General features: G+C 34.8%; 11 protein-coding genes and 2 pseudogenes. 6 read left to right on the forward strand and 7 right to left on the reverse strand.

Annotated elements, in window-relative coordinates:
* Positions 1-23 precede the first annotated feature (23 nt).
* Positions 24-3,710: a phosphoribosylformylglycinamidine synthase gene (purL, locus tag ACQUQZ_RS10765; protein ID WP_435354945.1), complete on the forward strand. Its 3,687-nt coding sequence runs from the start codon at positions 24-26 to the stop codon at positions 3,708-3,710.
* A gap of 505 nt (positions 3,711-4,215) precedes the next feature.
* Here the strand turns inward: purL and ACQUQZ_RS10770 are convergent.
* Positions 4,216-5,223, reverse strand: coding sequence for a ligand-binding sensor domain-containing protein (locus tag ACQUQZ_RS10770; protein WP_435354946.1), 1,008 nt, complete (start codon positions 5,221-5,223; stop codon positions 4,216-4,218).
* A gap of 1,008 nt (positions 5,224-6,231) precedes the next feature.
* Here ACQUQZ_RS10770 and ACQUQZ_RS10775 point away from each other — a divergent pair.
* Positions 6,232-7,719, forward strand: a complete 1,488-nt coding sequence (locus tag ACQUQZ_RS10775; RefSeq protein WP_435354947.1) for a hypothetical protein — start codon at positions 6,232-6,234, stop codon at positions 7,717-7,719.
* Positions 7,720-8,421: 702 nt separating this feature from the next.
* Here the strand turns inward: ACQUQZ_RS10775 and ACQUQZ_RS10780 are convergent.
* The 4 genes from ACQUQZ_RS10780 to ACQUQZ_RS10795 all read right to left on the reverse strand — a co-directional run bounded on the left by ACQUQZ_RS10780 (position 8,422) and on the right by ACQUQZ_RS10795 (position 11,918).
* Positions 8,422-9,957, reverse strand: coding sequence for an SBBP repeat-containing protein (locus ACQUQZ_RS10780; protein ID WP_435354948.1), 1,536 nt, complete (start codon positions 9,955-9,957; stop codon positions 8,422-8,424).
* A 368-nt stretch (positions 9,958-10,325) separates the two neighbouring features.
* Positions 10,326-10,433 carry a 3-coathanger stack domain-containing protein gene (locus ACQUQZ_RS10785; protein ID WP_435357648.1) on the reverse strand — a complete coding sequence of 36 codons (108 nt, stop codon included), beginning with the start codon at positions 10,431-10,433 and terminating at the stop codon, positions 10,326-10,328.
* A gap of 3 nt (positions 10,434-10,436) precedes the next feature.
* Positions 10,437-11,411: a hypothetical protein gene (locus tag ACQUQZ_RS10790; protein ID WP_435354949.1), complete on the reverse strand. Its 975-nt coding sequence runs from the start codon at positions 11,409-11,411 to the stop codon at positions 10,437-10,439.
* 96 nt (positions 11,412-11,507) lie between these two features.
* Positions 11,508-11,918, reverse strand: a complete 411-nt coding sequence (locus ACQUQZ_RS10795; RefSeq protein ID WP_435354950.1) for a hypothetical protein — start codon at positions 11,916-11,918, stop codon at positions 11,508-11,510.
* Positions 11,919-12,131: 213 nt separating this feature from the next.
* Between ACQUQZ_RS10795 and ACQUQZ_RS10800 the strand changes: the two are divergent.
* From ACQUQZ_RS10800 to ACQUQZ_RS10815, 4 genes and pseudogenes are all read left to right on the forward strand, one after another.
* Positions 12,132-12,311 (forward strand): annotated as a pseudogene (locus tag ACQUQZ_RS10800) (phage integrase N-terminal SAM-like domain-containing protein); the annotation flags it as partial.
* 138 nt (positions 12,312-12,449) lie between these two features.
* On the forward strand, positions 12,450-12,776 hold the full coding sequence (locus ACQUQZ_RS10805; protein ID WP_435357649.1) for a tyrosine-type recombinase/integrase: 327 nt from the start codon (positions 12,450-12,452) through the stop codon (positions 12,774-12,776).
* Between the two features lie 29 nt (positions 12,777-12,805).
* On the forward strand, positions 12,806-12,967 hold the full coding sequence (locus ACQUQZ_RS10810; RefSeq protein WP_435354951.1) for a tyrosine-type recombinase/integrase: 162 nt from the start codon (positions 12,806-12,808) through the stop codon (positions 12,965-12,967).
* Positions 12,967-14,130: pseudogene (locus ACQUQZ_RS10815) on the forward strand (IS91 family transposase). Before ACQUQZ_RS10810 ends, ACQUQZ_RS10815 begins: the two are co-directional and overlap by 1 nt.
* Before the next feature lie 602 nt (positions 14,131-14,732).
* On the opposite strand, the gene ACQUQZ_RS10820 reads toward ACQUQZ_RS10815, so the two are convergent.
* Together ACQUQZ_RS10820 and ACQUQZ_RS10825 are read right to left on the reverse strand one after the other, a co-directional pair.
* Positions 14,733-15,401, reverse strand: coding sequence for a hypothetical protein (locus tag ACQUQZ_RS10820; RefSeq protein ID WP_435354952.1), 669 nt, complete (start codon positions 15,399-15,401; stop codon positions 14,733-14,735).
* A gap of 361 nt (positions 15,402-15,762) precedes the next feature.
* Positions 15,763-16,383, reverse strand: a complete 621-nt coding sequence (locus ACQUQZ_RS10825; protein WP_435354953.1) for a hypothetical protein — start codon at positions 16,381-16,383, stop codon at positions 15,763-15,765.
* Between the last annotated feature and the right edge of the window lie 22 nt (positions 16,384-16,405).

A 16,405-nucleotide genomic window follows, 5' to 3' on the forward strand; every position in this document is an offset into this window, starting at 1 on the left:
ACCATATCGAAATAACAACGCAAATGATTCATTTCTTCGGAAGCCCGTCCAACACTGTTTTTGCAGTTCAAACGCAAGAAATTCTTTCAAATGAAGACATCAAAAAATTGCATTGGCTCTTCAATAGCCAAAGTGATTATAAATACACAATCACCAATTCAAGTGAGGCATCGTTAGATGCCTATTTTGTTGGTCCTCGTGCAGCAATGATAACGCCTTGGAGTACCAATGCTGTTGAAATTACACAAAATATGGGCATTTCTGGTATTGTAAGAATTGAAGAATTCAAAGAAACGGCTGCCGATTTTAATGACTTCGACCCGATGCTTTCGCAGAAATATACGCAACTCAATCAGTCAATTTATTCAATCAATATCAAACCTGAACCAATTTTAGAAATTGAAGATATCGATGCTTATAATAAAAATGAAGGTCTCTCATTAAGCATTGAAGAGGTTGAATATTTGAATAATCTTTCACTAAAATTAGGAAGAAAACTAACTGATTCAGAAGTATTTGGTTTCTCTCAGGTAAATTCAGAACACTGTCGTCACAAAATTTTCAATGGAACTTTTGTTATTGATGGAGTAGCAAAAGAAACATCTCTTTTTAAATTAATCAAAAAAACATCGGAACTAAATCCTAACGATATTGTATCGGCTTATAAGGATAATGTTGCATTTATCAAAGGGCCAAAAGTAACTCAATTCGCTCCTTTGAGTGCAGATAAACCAGATTTTTATTCTGAAAAAGAATTCGATTCTGTTATTTCGATAAAGGCAGAAACTCATAATTTCCCAACAACAGTAGAGCCTTTTAATGGTGCTGCCACAGGTTCGGGTGGAGAAATTCGTGATAGATTGGCTGGCGGACAAGGTTCATTACCTTTAGCAGGCACAGCAGTTTACATGACCTCCTATTCACGTTTAGAAGAGAGCAGACCTTGGGAAAAAGGTATGAATGAAAGAACATGGTTGTATCAAACACCAATGGATATTCTAATCAAAGCTTCCAATGGAGCTTCTGATTTTGGAAATAAATTCGGTCAGCCTCTCATCACAGGTTCGGTACTAACTTTTGAACATGAAGAGGATGCCCGAAAATTAGGTTTTGATAAGGTAATCATGATGGCAGGCGGAGTTGGTTACGGTAAAGAAAGTCAGGCAAAAAAACACAAACCAACTGAAGGTGATAAAGTCGTCATTTTAGGAGGTGAAAACTATCGAATTGGAATGGGTGGTGCAGCAGTTTCATCAGCTGACACTGGAGCATTTGGCTCAGGAATTGAATTAAATGCAATTCAACGCTCTAATCCTGAAATGCAAAAACGTGCTGCTAATGCCATTCGTGGCTTGGTTGAAAGTGACCATAATCCAATTGTTTCCATTCATGATCACGGTGCTGGCGGTCACCTCAACTGTCTTTCTGAATTAGTTGAAGAAACAGGCGGACTAATCAATTTAGATAAATTGCCTATTGGCGATCCAACACTTTCAGCCAAAGAAATTATTGGAAATGAGTCACAAGAGCGAATGGGTTTGGTAATTGGTGAGAATGACTTAGGAACACTTCAACGCATAGCAGACCGTGAACGTTCGCCCATGTACACGGTGGGTGAAGTAACCAACAATCATCGCTTTACTTTTGAATCAAAATCGACTGGAGCAAAACCAATGGATTTTGCTATTGATGACATGTTTGGTAGTTCGCCAAAAATGATAATGGATGATAAAACTATAAAGCGAAATTATAGTGACTTAAACTATTCAAGTGAAAATATTCCAACCTATCTCAATCAAGTACTCCAATTGGAAGCAGTAGCCTGTAAAGATTGGCTTACCAATAAAGTTGATCGCTGCGTTGGGGGACGAGTAGCCAAACAACAATGTGTAGGCCCATTACAGCTTCCATTGAATAATGTAGGCGTAATGGCATTAGATTTTAAAGGAAAGGAAGGTATAGCAACAACCATCGGTCATTCTCCAGTTTCAGCTTTAATTGACCCAGTAGCAGCCTCAAGAACAGCTATTGGTGAATCATTGTCAAACATCGTATTTGCTCCTTTAAAAGAGGGTTTAAAATCTGTGTCACTTTCTGCCAACTGGATGTGGGCTTGTAATAATGCAGGAGAAGATGCACGATTATATGAAGCAGTAAAAGGGTGTTCAGACTTTGCAATTGAATTAGGAATCAATATTCCGACAGGAAAAGATTCACTATCAATGAAACAAAAGTATCCAAATACCGAAGTAATAGCACCTGGTACTGTTATCATTTCTGCAGGGGGAAATTGTTCGGATATTACGAAAGTGGTTGAACCAGTTTTGAAAAAAAACAGAGGTAATATCTATTATTTAAATCTTTCACAAGATTCGTTCAAATTAGGCGGCAGTTCTTTTGCTCAGATTTTAAATAAAGTGGGAAAAGAAGTTCCAACCATTACTGACGCTGCTTATTTCAAAAAGGCATTTAATGTGCTTCAAGACCTTATTAAAGTTAACAAAATCGTAGCAGGACATGATATTGGAAGTGGAGGCTTAGTCACAACTCTCTTAGAAATGTGCTTTGCGGATGTAAATTTAGGAGCAAGTTATGATTTAAGTTCTTTAGGTGAAATTGACAGTGTAAAAATATTATTCAACGAAAACATTGGTATCATATTCCAAGCAGATGAAAGTATTGAAGTTACTTTTGCACAAAACAATATTGAAATATTTAATATTGGACAAGTAGTTGAAGGAAATTTAGTGAGTATCAAAAACAACGAAGATAACTTTATCTTCAATGTTTCAGAATTAAGAGATACTTGGTACAAAACATCCTATTTATTAGATTCAAAACAATCTAAAAATGGAGTTTCATTAGAACGCTACAAAAACTATAAAAACCAACCATTAAAATATATTTTCCCAAATCATTTTGATGGAAAAAAACCAATGGTTGATACAACTAAGCCAAGACCTAAAGCAGCTATTATCCGTGAAAAGGGAAGTAATTCCGAACGTGAAATGGCAAATGCAATGTATTTGGCAGGTTTTGATGTAAAAGACGTACACATGACAGATTTAATTTCTGGACGTGAAACTTTGGAAGATATTCAATTTATTGGTGCAGTGGGAGGTTTTTCCAATTCAGATGTTTTAGGTTCAGCGAAAGGTTGGGCTGGGGCATTTTTATACAATGAAAAAGCCAATACAGCTTTGAAAAACTTCTTCAAAAGAGAAGACACTCTTTCAGTCGGAATCTGTAACGGTTGCCAGTTATTAATGGAATTGGAATTGATTAATCCTGAACATGAGGTTCATGGAAAACTTCACCATAATATTTCTCACAAGCACGAAAGTATTTTTACCTCGGTAAAAGTTCAAAAAAACAACTCTGTCATGCTTTCAACACTGGAAGGTGCTACATTAGGGGTTTGGGTTTCACATGGCGAAGGAAAGTTTACTTTACCGTATTCAGAGGAACAATACAATATCGTTGCAAAGTATGGTTATGAAGGCTACCCTGCCAATCCAAATGGTTCTGATTACAATACTGCCATGATGTGTGATAAAACAGGAAGACATTTAGTAATGATGCCACATATCGAACGGTCAACGTTCCCTTGGAACTGGGCAAATTATCCTGATAGAGAACAAAAAGACGAAGTATCACCATGGATTGAAGCATTTGTAAATGCTCGTAAATGGGTTGAAACAATTAAATAAACATAAAAATTCAAATAAATTTTCTTCAAAACACAAAAGTCTTTCTTATTTGAGAAAGACTTTTGTGTTTTGAAATTGTTGTGACGAAGAAGAAATTCATTTCTTTTTATTTGTAACTATTTAATTATCAATATTTTAACTCATTTTGCCTTTTGTAGCAATCATTTTTTTATAGTAGCAATTAGTTTTTGTAGCAAAACCTCGAATTCAGTTGAAATAAATCCGAAGTATTGAAATAAAATTCTATATAATTTAAAAAAATTACCAATTAGTACTTTTTTATACATCAAAAAGATAAATGTACTTATCTAAAAAAAAAAGTAATAATTTTTTTGATAAATAATTTAAGTAGTTAATAATTAAAAATGAATAATAGAAAGCTTCAAAATTAGCTGGATTTTAGCGTAACGATGATTCTAATAATGCCGTAAGAGTATCTGTTACTAAGTTAGGACTTTGGTCAAGTGTTGAAACCTTGTAATATCAGATGATGGATATGCTTTTTCTATTGTGTAGTAAATTCAGTAAATGTTGTTCCATCATAGCGATATAGCCCAAATTCTTTTGTTCCAACCCAAATATTTCCAATATTATCTTCTATAATAGTCCAAACTTGATTGTTTCTCATACCTGTCGATGCAATTGGTGTAAAATTATTTCCATCATATACTGTTATACCTTTTAAGCCACCTCCGCTTGTGCCAGCCTTGCCTAAACTACCAAACCATATTTTGCCGTTTTTTGCTTCATATAAAGAACTTGCCATATTATCAGAAACGCCATCTTTTTCTAAAAAGCTTTCGAGTGTCTTTCCATTGTAACGGCAAATGCCATTGAGTCTTGTGGCCATCCAAATATTACCTATCGTATCTTCTATTAACTGCAATGTATGAATAGCAGAGCTATTCTTACCAACTACCACAAATGATTTTCCATCATAATAGTTTAAACCATTTGTAGATGAACTAAACCAAATATTGCCTTTTTTGTCTTCCACAATTGCCGATACAAAACCTTGATGTTGGTAGTTTATTGAGCTCATATTGTTTACCTCTTTCCATTTGCTATCGGCATATTTAAAATTGGTTAATTGATGTCCATCATATTTCCACAAACCTTCACTTTCTGTTCCAAACCAAATGTTACCATTTTTGTCTCCAATAACACAAAATACTTGTATCTTTTTTGCTGGTAAATTGTTAGTGATAATATTAGATTTTGGACTTTCGAAGTTGTGAATTACTAAACGCTCGAAATTATTTCCGTCACTATAACATAGTCCATCGTTGGTAGCAACCCAAATACTGCCTTTTATGTCTTGGGCAATACTGACAACAAAATTGCTTGAAAGCCCTTCTTTTTCTGAATAGTGGGTAAATAGTTTTCCGTCATACTTATATACGCCAGCACCAGTTGTACCAAACCAAAGATTGCCATCTTTATCTTTCATTGAACACCGAAACATTGTTTGTGAACTAATTCCATCTGGTAAACTGATTTTCGTTTCTATCATAGGATTGTCAGTAATATCCTTTGAATTTCTTGTTTTAGTTTGTCCGTTGCAAGAGGTCAAAGTTATAAACAAGCTGAAAAATAAAACGGTGTTTATTGTGGAGATTATATTGTTAATTCGTCTCATTTAAGTTTCAATATTAGTAGGCTTACATCAGTATATCAGATAACTTTCAATTATGCGAAAGTTTTGTTGTATTTTTTGTATTGTTGAACAAAACGTTCCAACGACTATCATTGTTATTGTTTTGGATTGGTTTTAGAGTTAATTTGTTAATTACCAAGCCTTTAGATAATGCTTCACGTTGGAGCAAAAAAACTTTGCACATCAACACCTTCTGAATGTCACCCGACAAAAGTGCTGACAAAAACCTAATAAAGCAACGAATTGACGAGAAGTTTTTGTAAAAAAGGCATATAAAACTCCACGCTGATTAAATGCCGACCGAGTCTAAAAAGCTTTACAGTTTGAATAGAAAATCTGATGGAATTAACGGTTGAAATCTTCGCTTTTGTCCAGTAGACCGAGCCTTTGAGATAAAAACTGTAAAACTATTCCAGCAGTATACGAGAATTAAAAATTCAACGGAGCCTTTATCTAAATCTGATTTGAAGATAGGAAATAGTGTAACATTAGTGATTGATGAGACCGAAACTGCCTCACTTATTTTAGTCTGTAACTAAAGATAGCTTCGTTGCTGTAATTTTGAACATAGATTGAAATCGCACAAGCTTTTCGTTTTCTCCCGAACGCTTTTTTTTATAACTTCAAGAGATGTTATAAAACCTCTTTGAAGAAATATTTTTCGTCTTTTCTGATACTCTTGTAACAACAGCCGATAACTCGACTAAATTAGGATTTATCCAAATCGTTAAAGTTTAGGCGAAAATATGACGAAAATTTTCATGTCTTTACCGCTCAGTTAATTTTATTAATTTTTATTTGTAATCTTGCTAATAATACAGAAATTTAAATATTGATTGTTTCATTATAATAATTAAAAAAACCATGAAAAAAATAGTTTTATTTCTCGTATTGTTAGGTTATTCTAATATTACATTTGCTCAGGTAGCAGCTACAATTATTGATTCAAAAAGTGTCAGTGTGCCTCGCTACACGAACTTAGCTGACATAAATGCCAAAATAACAACTCCAGTACAAGGTATGTTGGTTTACAATAATGAAACCCAAACATTATGGTATCGGAATGCTACTTCATGGATTGATTTATTTACTTCTGGTCCATGGTCAGTTAATGGTAATGATGTTTATAAAACTGGAGGGAGGGTAGGTGTTGGTACTTCATCACCAGCTGCTCCATTAGATGTAAGCACTACGTCAAATTATGTGGCTCAATTCAATGGAACTGCTCCGATGTATATGTCAATTTTTGAAGGTGGTGTGTACCGAGGTTATTGGGGTTCTTATTCAGGGAATAGCGAAGATGTTGATTTTGGTACTGGTGCAGGAAATACTACGGGTAAATTGCACTTAGGTATTCAGGCAAATCCTCGATTAACTATTGGATCAGATGGAAATGTAGGAATTGGAACAACTTCACCAAACCACAAATTACACGTAAATGGTGGTGACATTTTTGTAAATTCCAGTTCTGGTTTAATAAGATTTGGTTACCCAGGTGCTAACGAATGGCAAATGGCTACTACTGGTGCTGGAGCAGATTTGAGATGGTATACTACCACTAATGGAGGAACAAATATTACGCCAAGACATTATTTTAGCCAAAACGGTAATGTAGGTATAGGTGGTTTTTCGGGGCCAGGAGTACCCATTTCACGATTAGATATTATTGGAAGTGGTACTACTTCTAGTAGTAATACCATGACAATAAGGAACTCATTAGGTGATACCTTAATGAGGGTGAGAGATGACGGTAGGGTCGGTATTGGATATAATGGGTCAACCTATGGAAGAGTGCTGAATATAGGCGGTACTGGTATCAACTTTTATACTGCTAATGAAAAAGCCTTTGGTGGAGCTGTTTACCCTACTGATACCTCATTGGTGCTGTGGTCTAACTCAAATTTCAATAATTATTTAGTATTACAACCTAGTTGGGGTAATACAGGAATTGGGACATATAGGCCAAAAGCAAAGTTACATATCAATGGGAATATGTTAATCGGAAGTAATAGTTCAAGACCCGCCGCAGGCTTTGCTTTGAGTGTTGTGGGCAAAATCATTTCAACAGATGTAGTCACAACTTTAGCCGCAGGCTCATGGCCTGATTATGTTTTTGGTGAAAATTATAAACTCAAACCATTAGTTGAATTGGAACAGTCTATCTTGAAAGAGAGGCATTTACCTAATATTCCTCCAGCTTCTGAAATTGAAAAGAATGGAATACCATTAGGCGAAATGAGCAAAAATCTTATTGAAAAGGTGGAAGAATTGACTTTATATATAATAGAATTAAATAAAGAAAACAAGAAACTTTTAGATAGAATTGAGAAGTTAGAAAAATCGAAAAATTGATTTTATGTCGTGTATTTCTAATAGATTTACCTCCTTTTTTCTTTTCGTTCACTCATATTTGCATACGTACCTTCGGTGGAATCGTTTAGATTCTCACTATAGAAAAAAACTAAGAATGATTGATTAAAAGGAGTAATTAGGATAAATTTACGACTGTAGATTTCCTAAGTTGGAAAGTAGATGAAACCTATTTGAGACTTAAGAATAGAATTCATCTTCAGATTAAGTCATCTACTTTCCTTACTCAAATCTTAAGCTATTTAGCTACTGTAGAAGCAGTTTCATGCTGCCAATCTAATAAAGGTTTTTGCTGATTTGAGGTTACTTAGGCATTTGCTTTGTCCAACGACCAGCATTGTGATGGTATTAGAGTAATTTTAGAGTTAATTAATTAAATATCAAGCTTTACACAATGCTTTCGAGTTGGAGTTTCGAGCCTTTGAACTCTCTTCTTTCCAAGTGTCACCCGAAAAGTAAGCGGCTCAAATATATAAAAAACGTAGTATAAACCGCGAAGTTTTCGAGAAAAAAACTGTAAATTATTTTTCTAATTACGTGTCGCAGGTAACTGTGCAAGCAGTAGCCCCAAAAGCGTAGAAGTTATCAAGAGTAAACACTTTGAACTTTTATGATGCCTTGTCGCACAAGCCTATGAGTTTGACAAAAGCTGTCAAATTATTTCATCGCATACGATTTAAAGACTTAAAAAACCTTAATAACAAAGCAATCTAAATTACTTGAGAAAGGAATAAATCGAGTGCCAAACAAATTCATATCATTTGAAAATTCTCCAATTATATAAGTTGTTCCATCCTCTTTTGTTGCTATATCGTTTGGTATTTCTAAACCGATACCTCCTCCGCACTGCAATAAAATAGGATTGCTACTTGAATTCAATTTTAATATAAATATATCGGTAGCACCATGTGAACTGAAAACCTTATTTCCTAATTGTATACTGCCACTATAAAAACCTGTAATAAATATGTTACCATAATTATCTTTAGACATCCTTTTCGGTGAAGCACCTGTACTATTTCCGAAAGGGATTACTGATTGAAGAACTCCATTTGGATTATATTTTGCAATAAAAAGAACAGAACTCCCCGAAGCATTTATCGTAATACCATCAAATGTAACCAATCCCCCAAAGTCACCAGTAGTTAAAACATTACCATTACTATCTAAAATCAATTCTTGACCTGAAGCAAAAGCACCGCTTCCACCTCCCTTTTTTGCCCATATTAAGCTCCCATTTGGATTGCCTTTGGCAACGTAATAGTAATCATTATTATTTGTATTTGATAATGTAATTGAACCCTGTGTTGCACTCCCTGAAAAAGTTCCCGTAACATATATATTGCCAAAAGAGTCTGCAACTATGGACTTACAATAATCGGAAGATGGGCCACCAAATCTATTTGCCCATAACACTGAACCACCCAAATCGAGTTTAAAATATAATGCATCAGAGTTCCCTAAAGATGTGATTGAAGGTACAGAATTAAAATTCACAGTACCGTTAAAAAAACCTGCAACGTAAGTATTCCCATTTCCGTCGTTTGATATAGAAGTTGAACGGTCATTCATTTGACCTCCAATACTCTGCACCCAGTTAAAAGTACCATTACTAAGTATTTGAGTGACAAAAATATCGGAATTACCGTTTGAGTTAACGTTAGTTGAACCTATTGTTGTATTTCCAAAATAATATCCAGTAATTGTTAGTACCCCAGAATCTTCAACTACAAAATCTGAAGCATAATCTTCATCATTTCCACCTCCCTTGACAGCCCACATTAAATTCCCAACATTATTAAACTTAGCAATGAAAATATCGGTAAAACCTGAAGATGATAAAGTATTACCACCTATATCTATGTTTTGTGAAAAAGTGCCAAGAATGTACAAATTACCATATTTGTCGAATTTAATACTATTTCCAGAATCTTGTCCAACACCACCTACCTGCAGAGAAAAGTTTGTTTCGTTGGTTGAAACCCATCTGTTTCCATTATAAAAGCGAAGACTATTTAAATCAAGGTCATAAACAAGAGTACCTGTTTTAGGATTTGTAATGGCTTGAATTTGAGTTTGTGTAAGTTTTGGTAATTCCAGACCTCCATTTAGAGTTGTATTGGTAACAATATTTGAATTTGTATCTCCAGGAGAAATTAAAGTAAATTGAGCATGGGATTTTATGTAAAAAAATAATAATATTGTTAGGATTCGTTTCATAAAAAAAATATTTTTCCAACACTCGCAAGCAAGATGATTTTGGAGCGAATGCGGAGTTAATTAGTTGATTATCAAGTTTTTACTTGCTTGCTTTCGTTGGAGTTTCTGAACTTGGCACACCCCGCATTCAGAGTATCCCCAACCAAATATGCGACCCAAATATATACAAAACATAGTACAAACCGCAAAGTTTTTGAGAAAAAAGCCTTTGAATTATTGTTCTAATATTACGTCGTAAGAACTAAACAAGTAATATACAAAACAAGGTTTTTTATAACAAACAATTGAATACTTCGCTAATAAATCGTCGAAAATACTTGTGGGTTTAATAAAATTGCTAACGTTCAATTTATTAATCTTAAAATTGTCTATTTGGAACCACATTCATTAATAATTTTAGCTGTAAAAACCGCACCATTTTCAACTGTGAAACCTTGATTTATATTAATTGCATTACTACCTGTAAATTTTACAATGGACTAAGAATTTAGTATTGAAGTAGTATTAATATAGTTTGCTTGGTCTATATCTAAGTTTGAGTAAATATTAGAATTTATATTCTTTTGATAAGTACAGTTTGGAACTCTTATATTTAATAACCAACCATTTGTTATGCCAAAATAATCTGAACTTCCATTTGTAGAAGCAATATTTAGTATATTAGTTTTCTCATTGAAAATGACATCTCCAACTCTATTTGCAGATACTCCACCGTAATATCTTTCTTCAAAACCTAAATTTTCTGAGCCATTTTGTCCAATTACATATTGCCAAATTATCTCTTTAGTTGAAGAATCAATTTCAAACAGCCAAATATCGCTTGATGTATCCCAGTAAGTCCTTTTAAACAATAAGTCTTTATCAAAAGAAGTTGTTGCACCACAGATTAAAATATTTCCATTAGTTTTTTTGAAAATTCTTGAAGGAATATCAGTTTGTGAGCCACCATAACATTTGCTCCAAATTATAGAACCAATTTTGCTAACACGACATAACCATATATCGTGATAAAGTGCTGAATTATTATCAAGATTACCGTTCACATCAATGTCTTGTGAAGTTGTACCAGATAGAAAAACATAACTGGAATCTGCAAGCTGGACAATATCATAGGCATTGTCCTCTAATGTTCCACCATAGCAATTTTTCCATTCTAAATCCCCTAAACTGTCTAATTTATACAGCATAATGTCATTGCCACTAACACCTTTGAAATTTGTGCAAAAGCCATTTACATGTTCTGAAGGATTCACAGAATAAAAACTATGATAGTCTACACCAACACCCATAAAACCACCATCAAAAGTTTTTATTAATTTATTTAAAGCCTTATTTCCTCCCCCATATTTTTCCCAAATAGTATTGCCTTGTAAATCTAATTTTAAAACTCCAAAGTTTCCATTATTCCTATTAAAAAAGCCTGAAATTATTATAGTATTATCAGATAAGGACATAATACTGTTGATGCATGAAGGTCTATTATTGAAAACTGGTAAATTTTGGTCATAAAACTTTCGAGTCCATAATACTATACCGTTTTTTGAAATTCTTTATAAATTTGAGAGATAAGAATGACTTGTATATGCTACGATTGTACTACTATCTGGAAGATATTTTATAGCGGTAACATCATCATAAAATACTGTGCCAAGGCACGCACTCCAAATTACATTATGATTACTATCATACTTGTATACAAAAACATCACTATTGGTTTGATTTAAATTTGTTATACAGTTTGGATATAAATTATTGTTAGCATCCCCAGTAGCAATTCCAACTATGACTCCTCCATTTTCTGTTGTATCAATTGAGGATGAATAACTTATATAGTTAGTGGTTTTCTGATGTATGATTTGTTGTGCATTGATAGTTAAATGTAAAAAGGAAAGAATGATAAAACGAAACTTCATATAATTTTTGATGATTTTTGTATTTATTGACATTCCAACGACCAGCATTATGATGGTTTTTGGAGTGATTTTAGAATTAATTTGTTAATTATCAAGCCTTTACATAATGCTTCGTGTTGAACCAACAACTACGTTGAAGGGTTTTGTAAAAATAGTAAAAAAAGGATTACTTTAGCAACTCACTTTAAACAATATTTGGGATGTTAACAAAAAAACAGTTTTTATGTCACCGTAAAGCTGAGTGCTGAGTCGGAGAAACTTTTGCGGGAATTAGAAAATTACCTCAGAGCTAAACGCTATTCACCTCGAACCGTCACCAATTACAGCTATGAGATTCGGTATTTGCTGAGTCATTATTCCGACCGCTCGGCCTATAGTCTGATTCAGACCGACATCATCAATTACCTGACTTACATCCAAGAGCATTTCAATGCTTCGTGGGGCAAATGTCATACCGCCGCCCAGGCAATGAGCTGCTTCTTTCAACACATTCTGCAACTACCGGCCATCCGAGCTCGCTCGTTTTATCCCCTCAAACGACAAGTGTACCCCAATATTCTCAGTCAACAAGAGGTGGGAATGGTCTTAAATTGTTGTGAAAATCTGCAACACAAGGCCATTGTATCAGTTTTTTATGGAACGGGCGTTCGCCTGAGTGAATTACAACACCTTAAGTTGAGCGACCTTGATAGACCCAATTTACGGCTTAGAGTAGCCCATGGCAAAGGTAATAAAGAACGCTACACCTTACTTTCAGAGAAGTTATTGAGTTTATTAGAAGAATACTGGCGAGCGTATCGCCCCAAAGTTTACCTTTTTGAGGGGAGACTGTTAGGCAAGCCCATGAAGGCTCGTACGATTCAGTTTCATGTAGAGCCAGTGCCATTGGCCGTGCGGGCTTGTTGAGCCCCGAGCGTCGATTGTCTTGCCATACTTTGCGTCATAGTTTTGCCACCCATCTGCTGGATGCCGGCACCGACGTCCATACCATTCAGCAGTTATTGGGTCATTCTCACATCACTACGACCATGGTGTATTTACACCTGCAAGAGAGCAAACGTCGCTGTATAATCAATCCTATAGATAGTTTCCTCTGATGAGTAAGCAGCAAAGTTTACAAGGGATTTTTAGCAAAGCACAAAACTTAGGGTTTAATCCTTACTCCAAGAGCGTTTTTGGTCAACTCAGCACTTGTCGTACCCTTGCCAATGGTTATCATCTGAGTCAATGCAGCGATTGTGGGCATCAGCAGATGCAGTTTCATGGCTGTGGCAATCGGCATTGTCTGTTTTGTGGCCACTTCGGTCGCGAGTAGTGGATCAGCCAACGTCAGCAAGAGTTACTGCCAACGACTTACTATCATGTGGTCTTTACGCTACCTCATGAACTGAATGGTTTGGTGATGGGTAATCGTTCTTTACTGTATAATTTGTTACTGGAGGCTTCTTCTCAGACACTCTTACAATTTGGCAAAGACCCCAAATATTTGGGAGCTGAAATCGGTATAACATCAGTAATGCATACCTGGGGCCAGAATTTGTCCTTTCATCCGCATGTTCATTGCATTGTCAGTGGAGGAGGTTTCGATGGCAATCAATGGCAAAATAGTAAGCGAGTCAACGGGAAGTTTCTGTTTCCAGTGGGAGCTTTGAAGATAGTCTTCAAAGCCATTTTGATGAAAGGTTTGCGGAAACTACGGTCAAAACTCCGACTCAATAACCTTGATTTCGAGGACTTATTGCGTCAAATTGGTCGAAAAGCGTGGAATGTGTATGCCAAACGCCCCTTCGGCGGAGCCATGGGAGTGTTAGAATACTTGGGTAGATACACCCACCGAATCGCCATCAGTAGTAGTCGCATCACAGAGGTAGGGCAATCAACGCTCAGTTTTAACTACAAAGACTACGCCGATGGCAGTAAAGTCAAGCAAATGACGCTGAGTCACGAAGAATTCCTACGTCGATTTGACCAACATATCCTTCCGAAGTATTTTGTTAAGATCCGTCACTATGGTTACTTAAGAAATCGAGGCAAGCAAGAACGGATCAAACTGATACTTTCGAACATGCAATTATCGGAGCGGAAGCCAATTCCCAAGCTAACCGTAGGGCAGTTTATGGTGGAAAAATATGGAACAGACATCGGTCGGTGTCCATGTTGTGGTGAAGGCAGAATGGTATCAATCGCAGTGATTTATAGTCTCCGTTGCGAGCCCATAGTAGCAACATCGGAAGTAAGAAACAAGGCTTCACCAGTATAAAGATTGATTGAAAAGATACGATATCAATCAAACGACATTCGGCAAAATTTAATCCCAACGTTTGGGTAAGGGTATTTTTTGCTTAATAGAAGCTAAAGGCCAAAGAAAGCCATGTTTTGAGCCAAAAATTGTTTGAAAGGGAGTATAAACGCATCTACTTTTTACCCTAATAAATTTCTTGGTACTCCCAGTTGTCGGCCAATGCAAGATAGACAAAAGCCCGATATACCTTAGAGTATATCGGGCTTTCTTGTGAGGGATTTCGTCTATCTTTCAGATTGTTGGAGACAAAGGACTTTGAATACCAACGCCTTCAAAATGTCGCCCAACAAGTGAAAGTGCTAAGGACTAAAAAGCGTAGAAACTGTTCTGCCTAAATGTCGCTGACCAAATCTGCAAACTAAGTTCTGAAAAAAGAATTTGAAAAGCAAAAGAATTTATTTATCGGAACAAAGTTGAGCTAATAACACGCATTTGAAATGTCGGACGTGCCTATGAGCTTGACATTTTGCTGAGAATTTGCAATTTAAAACTTCGCTATTGTTCTGTTGCAATTGTCTAAAAAACTGTCAAACTATTTCAGCAGCATAAGGAATTGATTTTTAGTAATATTCAATAACTTTTAACTCATTTATTACTACAATTGAATCACTAAAGCGTTCATTGTACATAGAATGGTAGTCAACTTTTATTTTCGTTTTGATAAATGGCATTGCCAACTTATTTATATAATTAGCCATACTTATACTATCAGATGTAATTTGCAAAATAATTACTTCTTCATTGGCTGAAATAGCAGAGTTGGGTTCAAAAGAAAAATAAGTAATATTATTATACTGCATACTATGAGGAATGTTCAATTTTGCAAAAATTTCAGTCCAAAAATTTGCTTGCATTTTACTCGTCGTATAAACTTGACCATCAGAAAAAATAAAACTCATATCATCAATGATTGCAGGCCCTATTCCTTTATTCTTGACTTTTACTAAGAAATTACTTTTGTTTTTGCCGTGGGCATCTAAGAAACTAAATTGTACTTTTGGCTTTACACTTAATTCATTGTGTACTCTAATTTTGTAAAATTGGTAAACTGTTAAGAATAAGGTACATAAAGAAACAAAGATAGCAGTTAATGGTATTGCATTTTTTTTTGATAAAATTCTATCTTTCTTAGAGACTTCGATGGATTGAACTCTAATTGTTTCATCTTCTATTGAAATATCACTTTCTGATAAAGTCGTTTTCTTAACTGACTTTTTACTTTTTTTCATTTTCAATACTTAACATTAAGTTTATTATGTTATAGTTGTTTTTTACTTCCAACGACCAGCATTGTGATGGTTTTGGAGTGGCTTTAGAGTTAATTTAATAAATAACAGACTTTTACATAATGCTTCGTGTTGGAGACAAAGGACTTTGAACACCAACGCTTTCAAAATGTCGCCCAACAAATGAAAGTGCTAAGATATGAAAAACGTAGAATAATCAGAGAGGTTTTTGCGAAAAAAAAACTATGCAAATCGCTCTAATCTCACGTCGCCGAAAATGATAAGTGCAGAAGCCCCAAAAACGTAGAAGCTATCGAGAGTAAACACTTTGCAAACCCGCTCATTAAGTGTCGAAAATGCCTATTTAAATGACAAAGAATTGTTGAATAATATGTAACCAAGTTGGTTTTGGATTTGTAATATAAACGTCATTATAAAGTTCTGGGTATCTTTTTTGAGAAATGCAACACGCATTATCTTCCAATGACTTGTCCAGAAAATTACTCCAATTTAATTTGTCGAAATAACTTTCTAAAATTTTACAAATACCAAAATCTTCTTCTGAAACTTCATATAAATTACCATCTTTTGTGCCAGCAACCTTAATTTTGATAAAACTTTCATAGACCCAAATAAAGGTATTACATCCAAAGATATTTTTATGTCCAGGTTGTTCAAGGTCAGGAAATTCCTTAATCTCACTTTTGAATTTTGTAAACTCTGTTCCTGTATAGGAATGCCCTATTATTGCTCTTGGAAAGTCTGGTGGAATGATATTTAATGAGAATCCAATTTGTTCAATTTTATTTATTAAATCTTCTCTATCAGTAAAACTAAACGCCACCTGAAATTCGTCACCATCATTAGCATGACCACCCCAAGCACGTTTAAAGTGAAAATATTTAAGTTGTTTTATCCATAATTTGACTGTTTGTTTTGAGTGTTGTTGAAACAAATAACTTTCAGATAACTTATCAATTTTCATTATTATGAATTTGAAACTTTCC

Origin of the sequence: Emticicia sp. SJ17W-69 (genome assembly GCF_051209875.1) — a bacterium.
Lineage (GTDB): Bacteria > Bacteroidota > Bacteroidia > Cytophagales > Spirosomataceae > Emticicia.

Bases quoted from the DNA above. Each gene is read 5' to 3' on its own strand.
- purL (WP_435354945.1), top strand. From the start codon at position 24: ATGATTCATTTCTTCGGAAGCCCGTCCAACACTGTTTTTGCAGTTCAA.
- ACQUQZ_RS10770 (WP_435354946.1), bottom strand. From the start codon at position 5,223: ATGATAGAAACGAAAATCAGTTTACCAGATGGAATTAGTTCACAAACA.
- ACQUQZ_RS10775 (WP_435354947.1), top strand. From the start codon at position 6,232: ATGAAAAAAATAGTTTTATTTCTCGTATTGTTAGGTTATTCTAATATT.
- ACQUQZ_RS10780 (WP_435354948.1), bottom strand. From the start codon at position 9,957: ATGAAACGAATCCTAACAATATTATTATTTTTTTACATAAAATCCCAT.
- ACQUQZ_RS10790 (WP_435354949.1), bottom strand. From the start codon at position 11,411: ATGTCCTTATCTGATAATACTATAATAATTTCAGGCTTTTTTAATAGG.
- ACQUQZ_RS10795 (WP_435354950.1), bottom strand. From the start codon at position 11,918: ATGCTGGTCGTTGGAATGTCAATAAATACAAAAATCATCAAAAATTAT.
- ACQUQZ_RS10805 (WP_435357649.1), top strand. From the start codon at position 12,450: ATGGTCTTAAATTGTTGTGAAAATCTGCAACACAAGGCCATTGTATCA.
- ACQUQZ_RS10820 (WP_435354952.1), bottom strand. From the start codon at position 15,401: ATGAAAAAAAGTAAAAAGTCAGTTAAGAAAACGACTTTATCAGAAAGT.
- ACQUQZ_RS10825 (WP_435354953.1), bottom strand. From the start codon at position 16,383: ATGAAAATTGATAAGTTATCTGAAAGTTATTTGTTTCAACAACACTCA.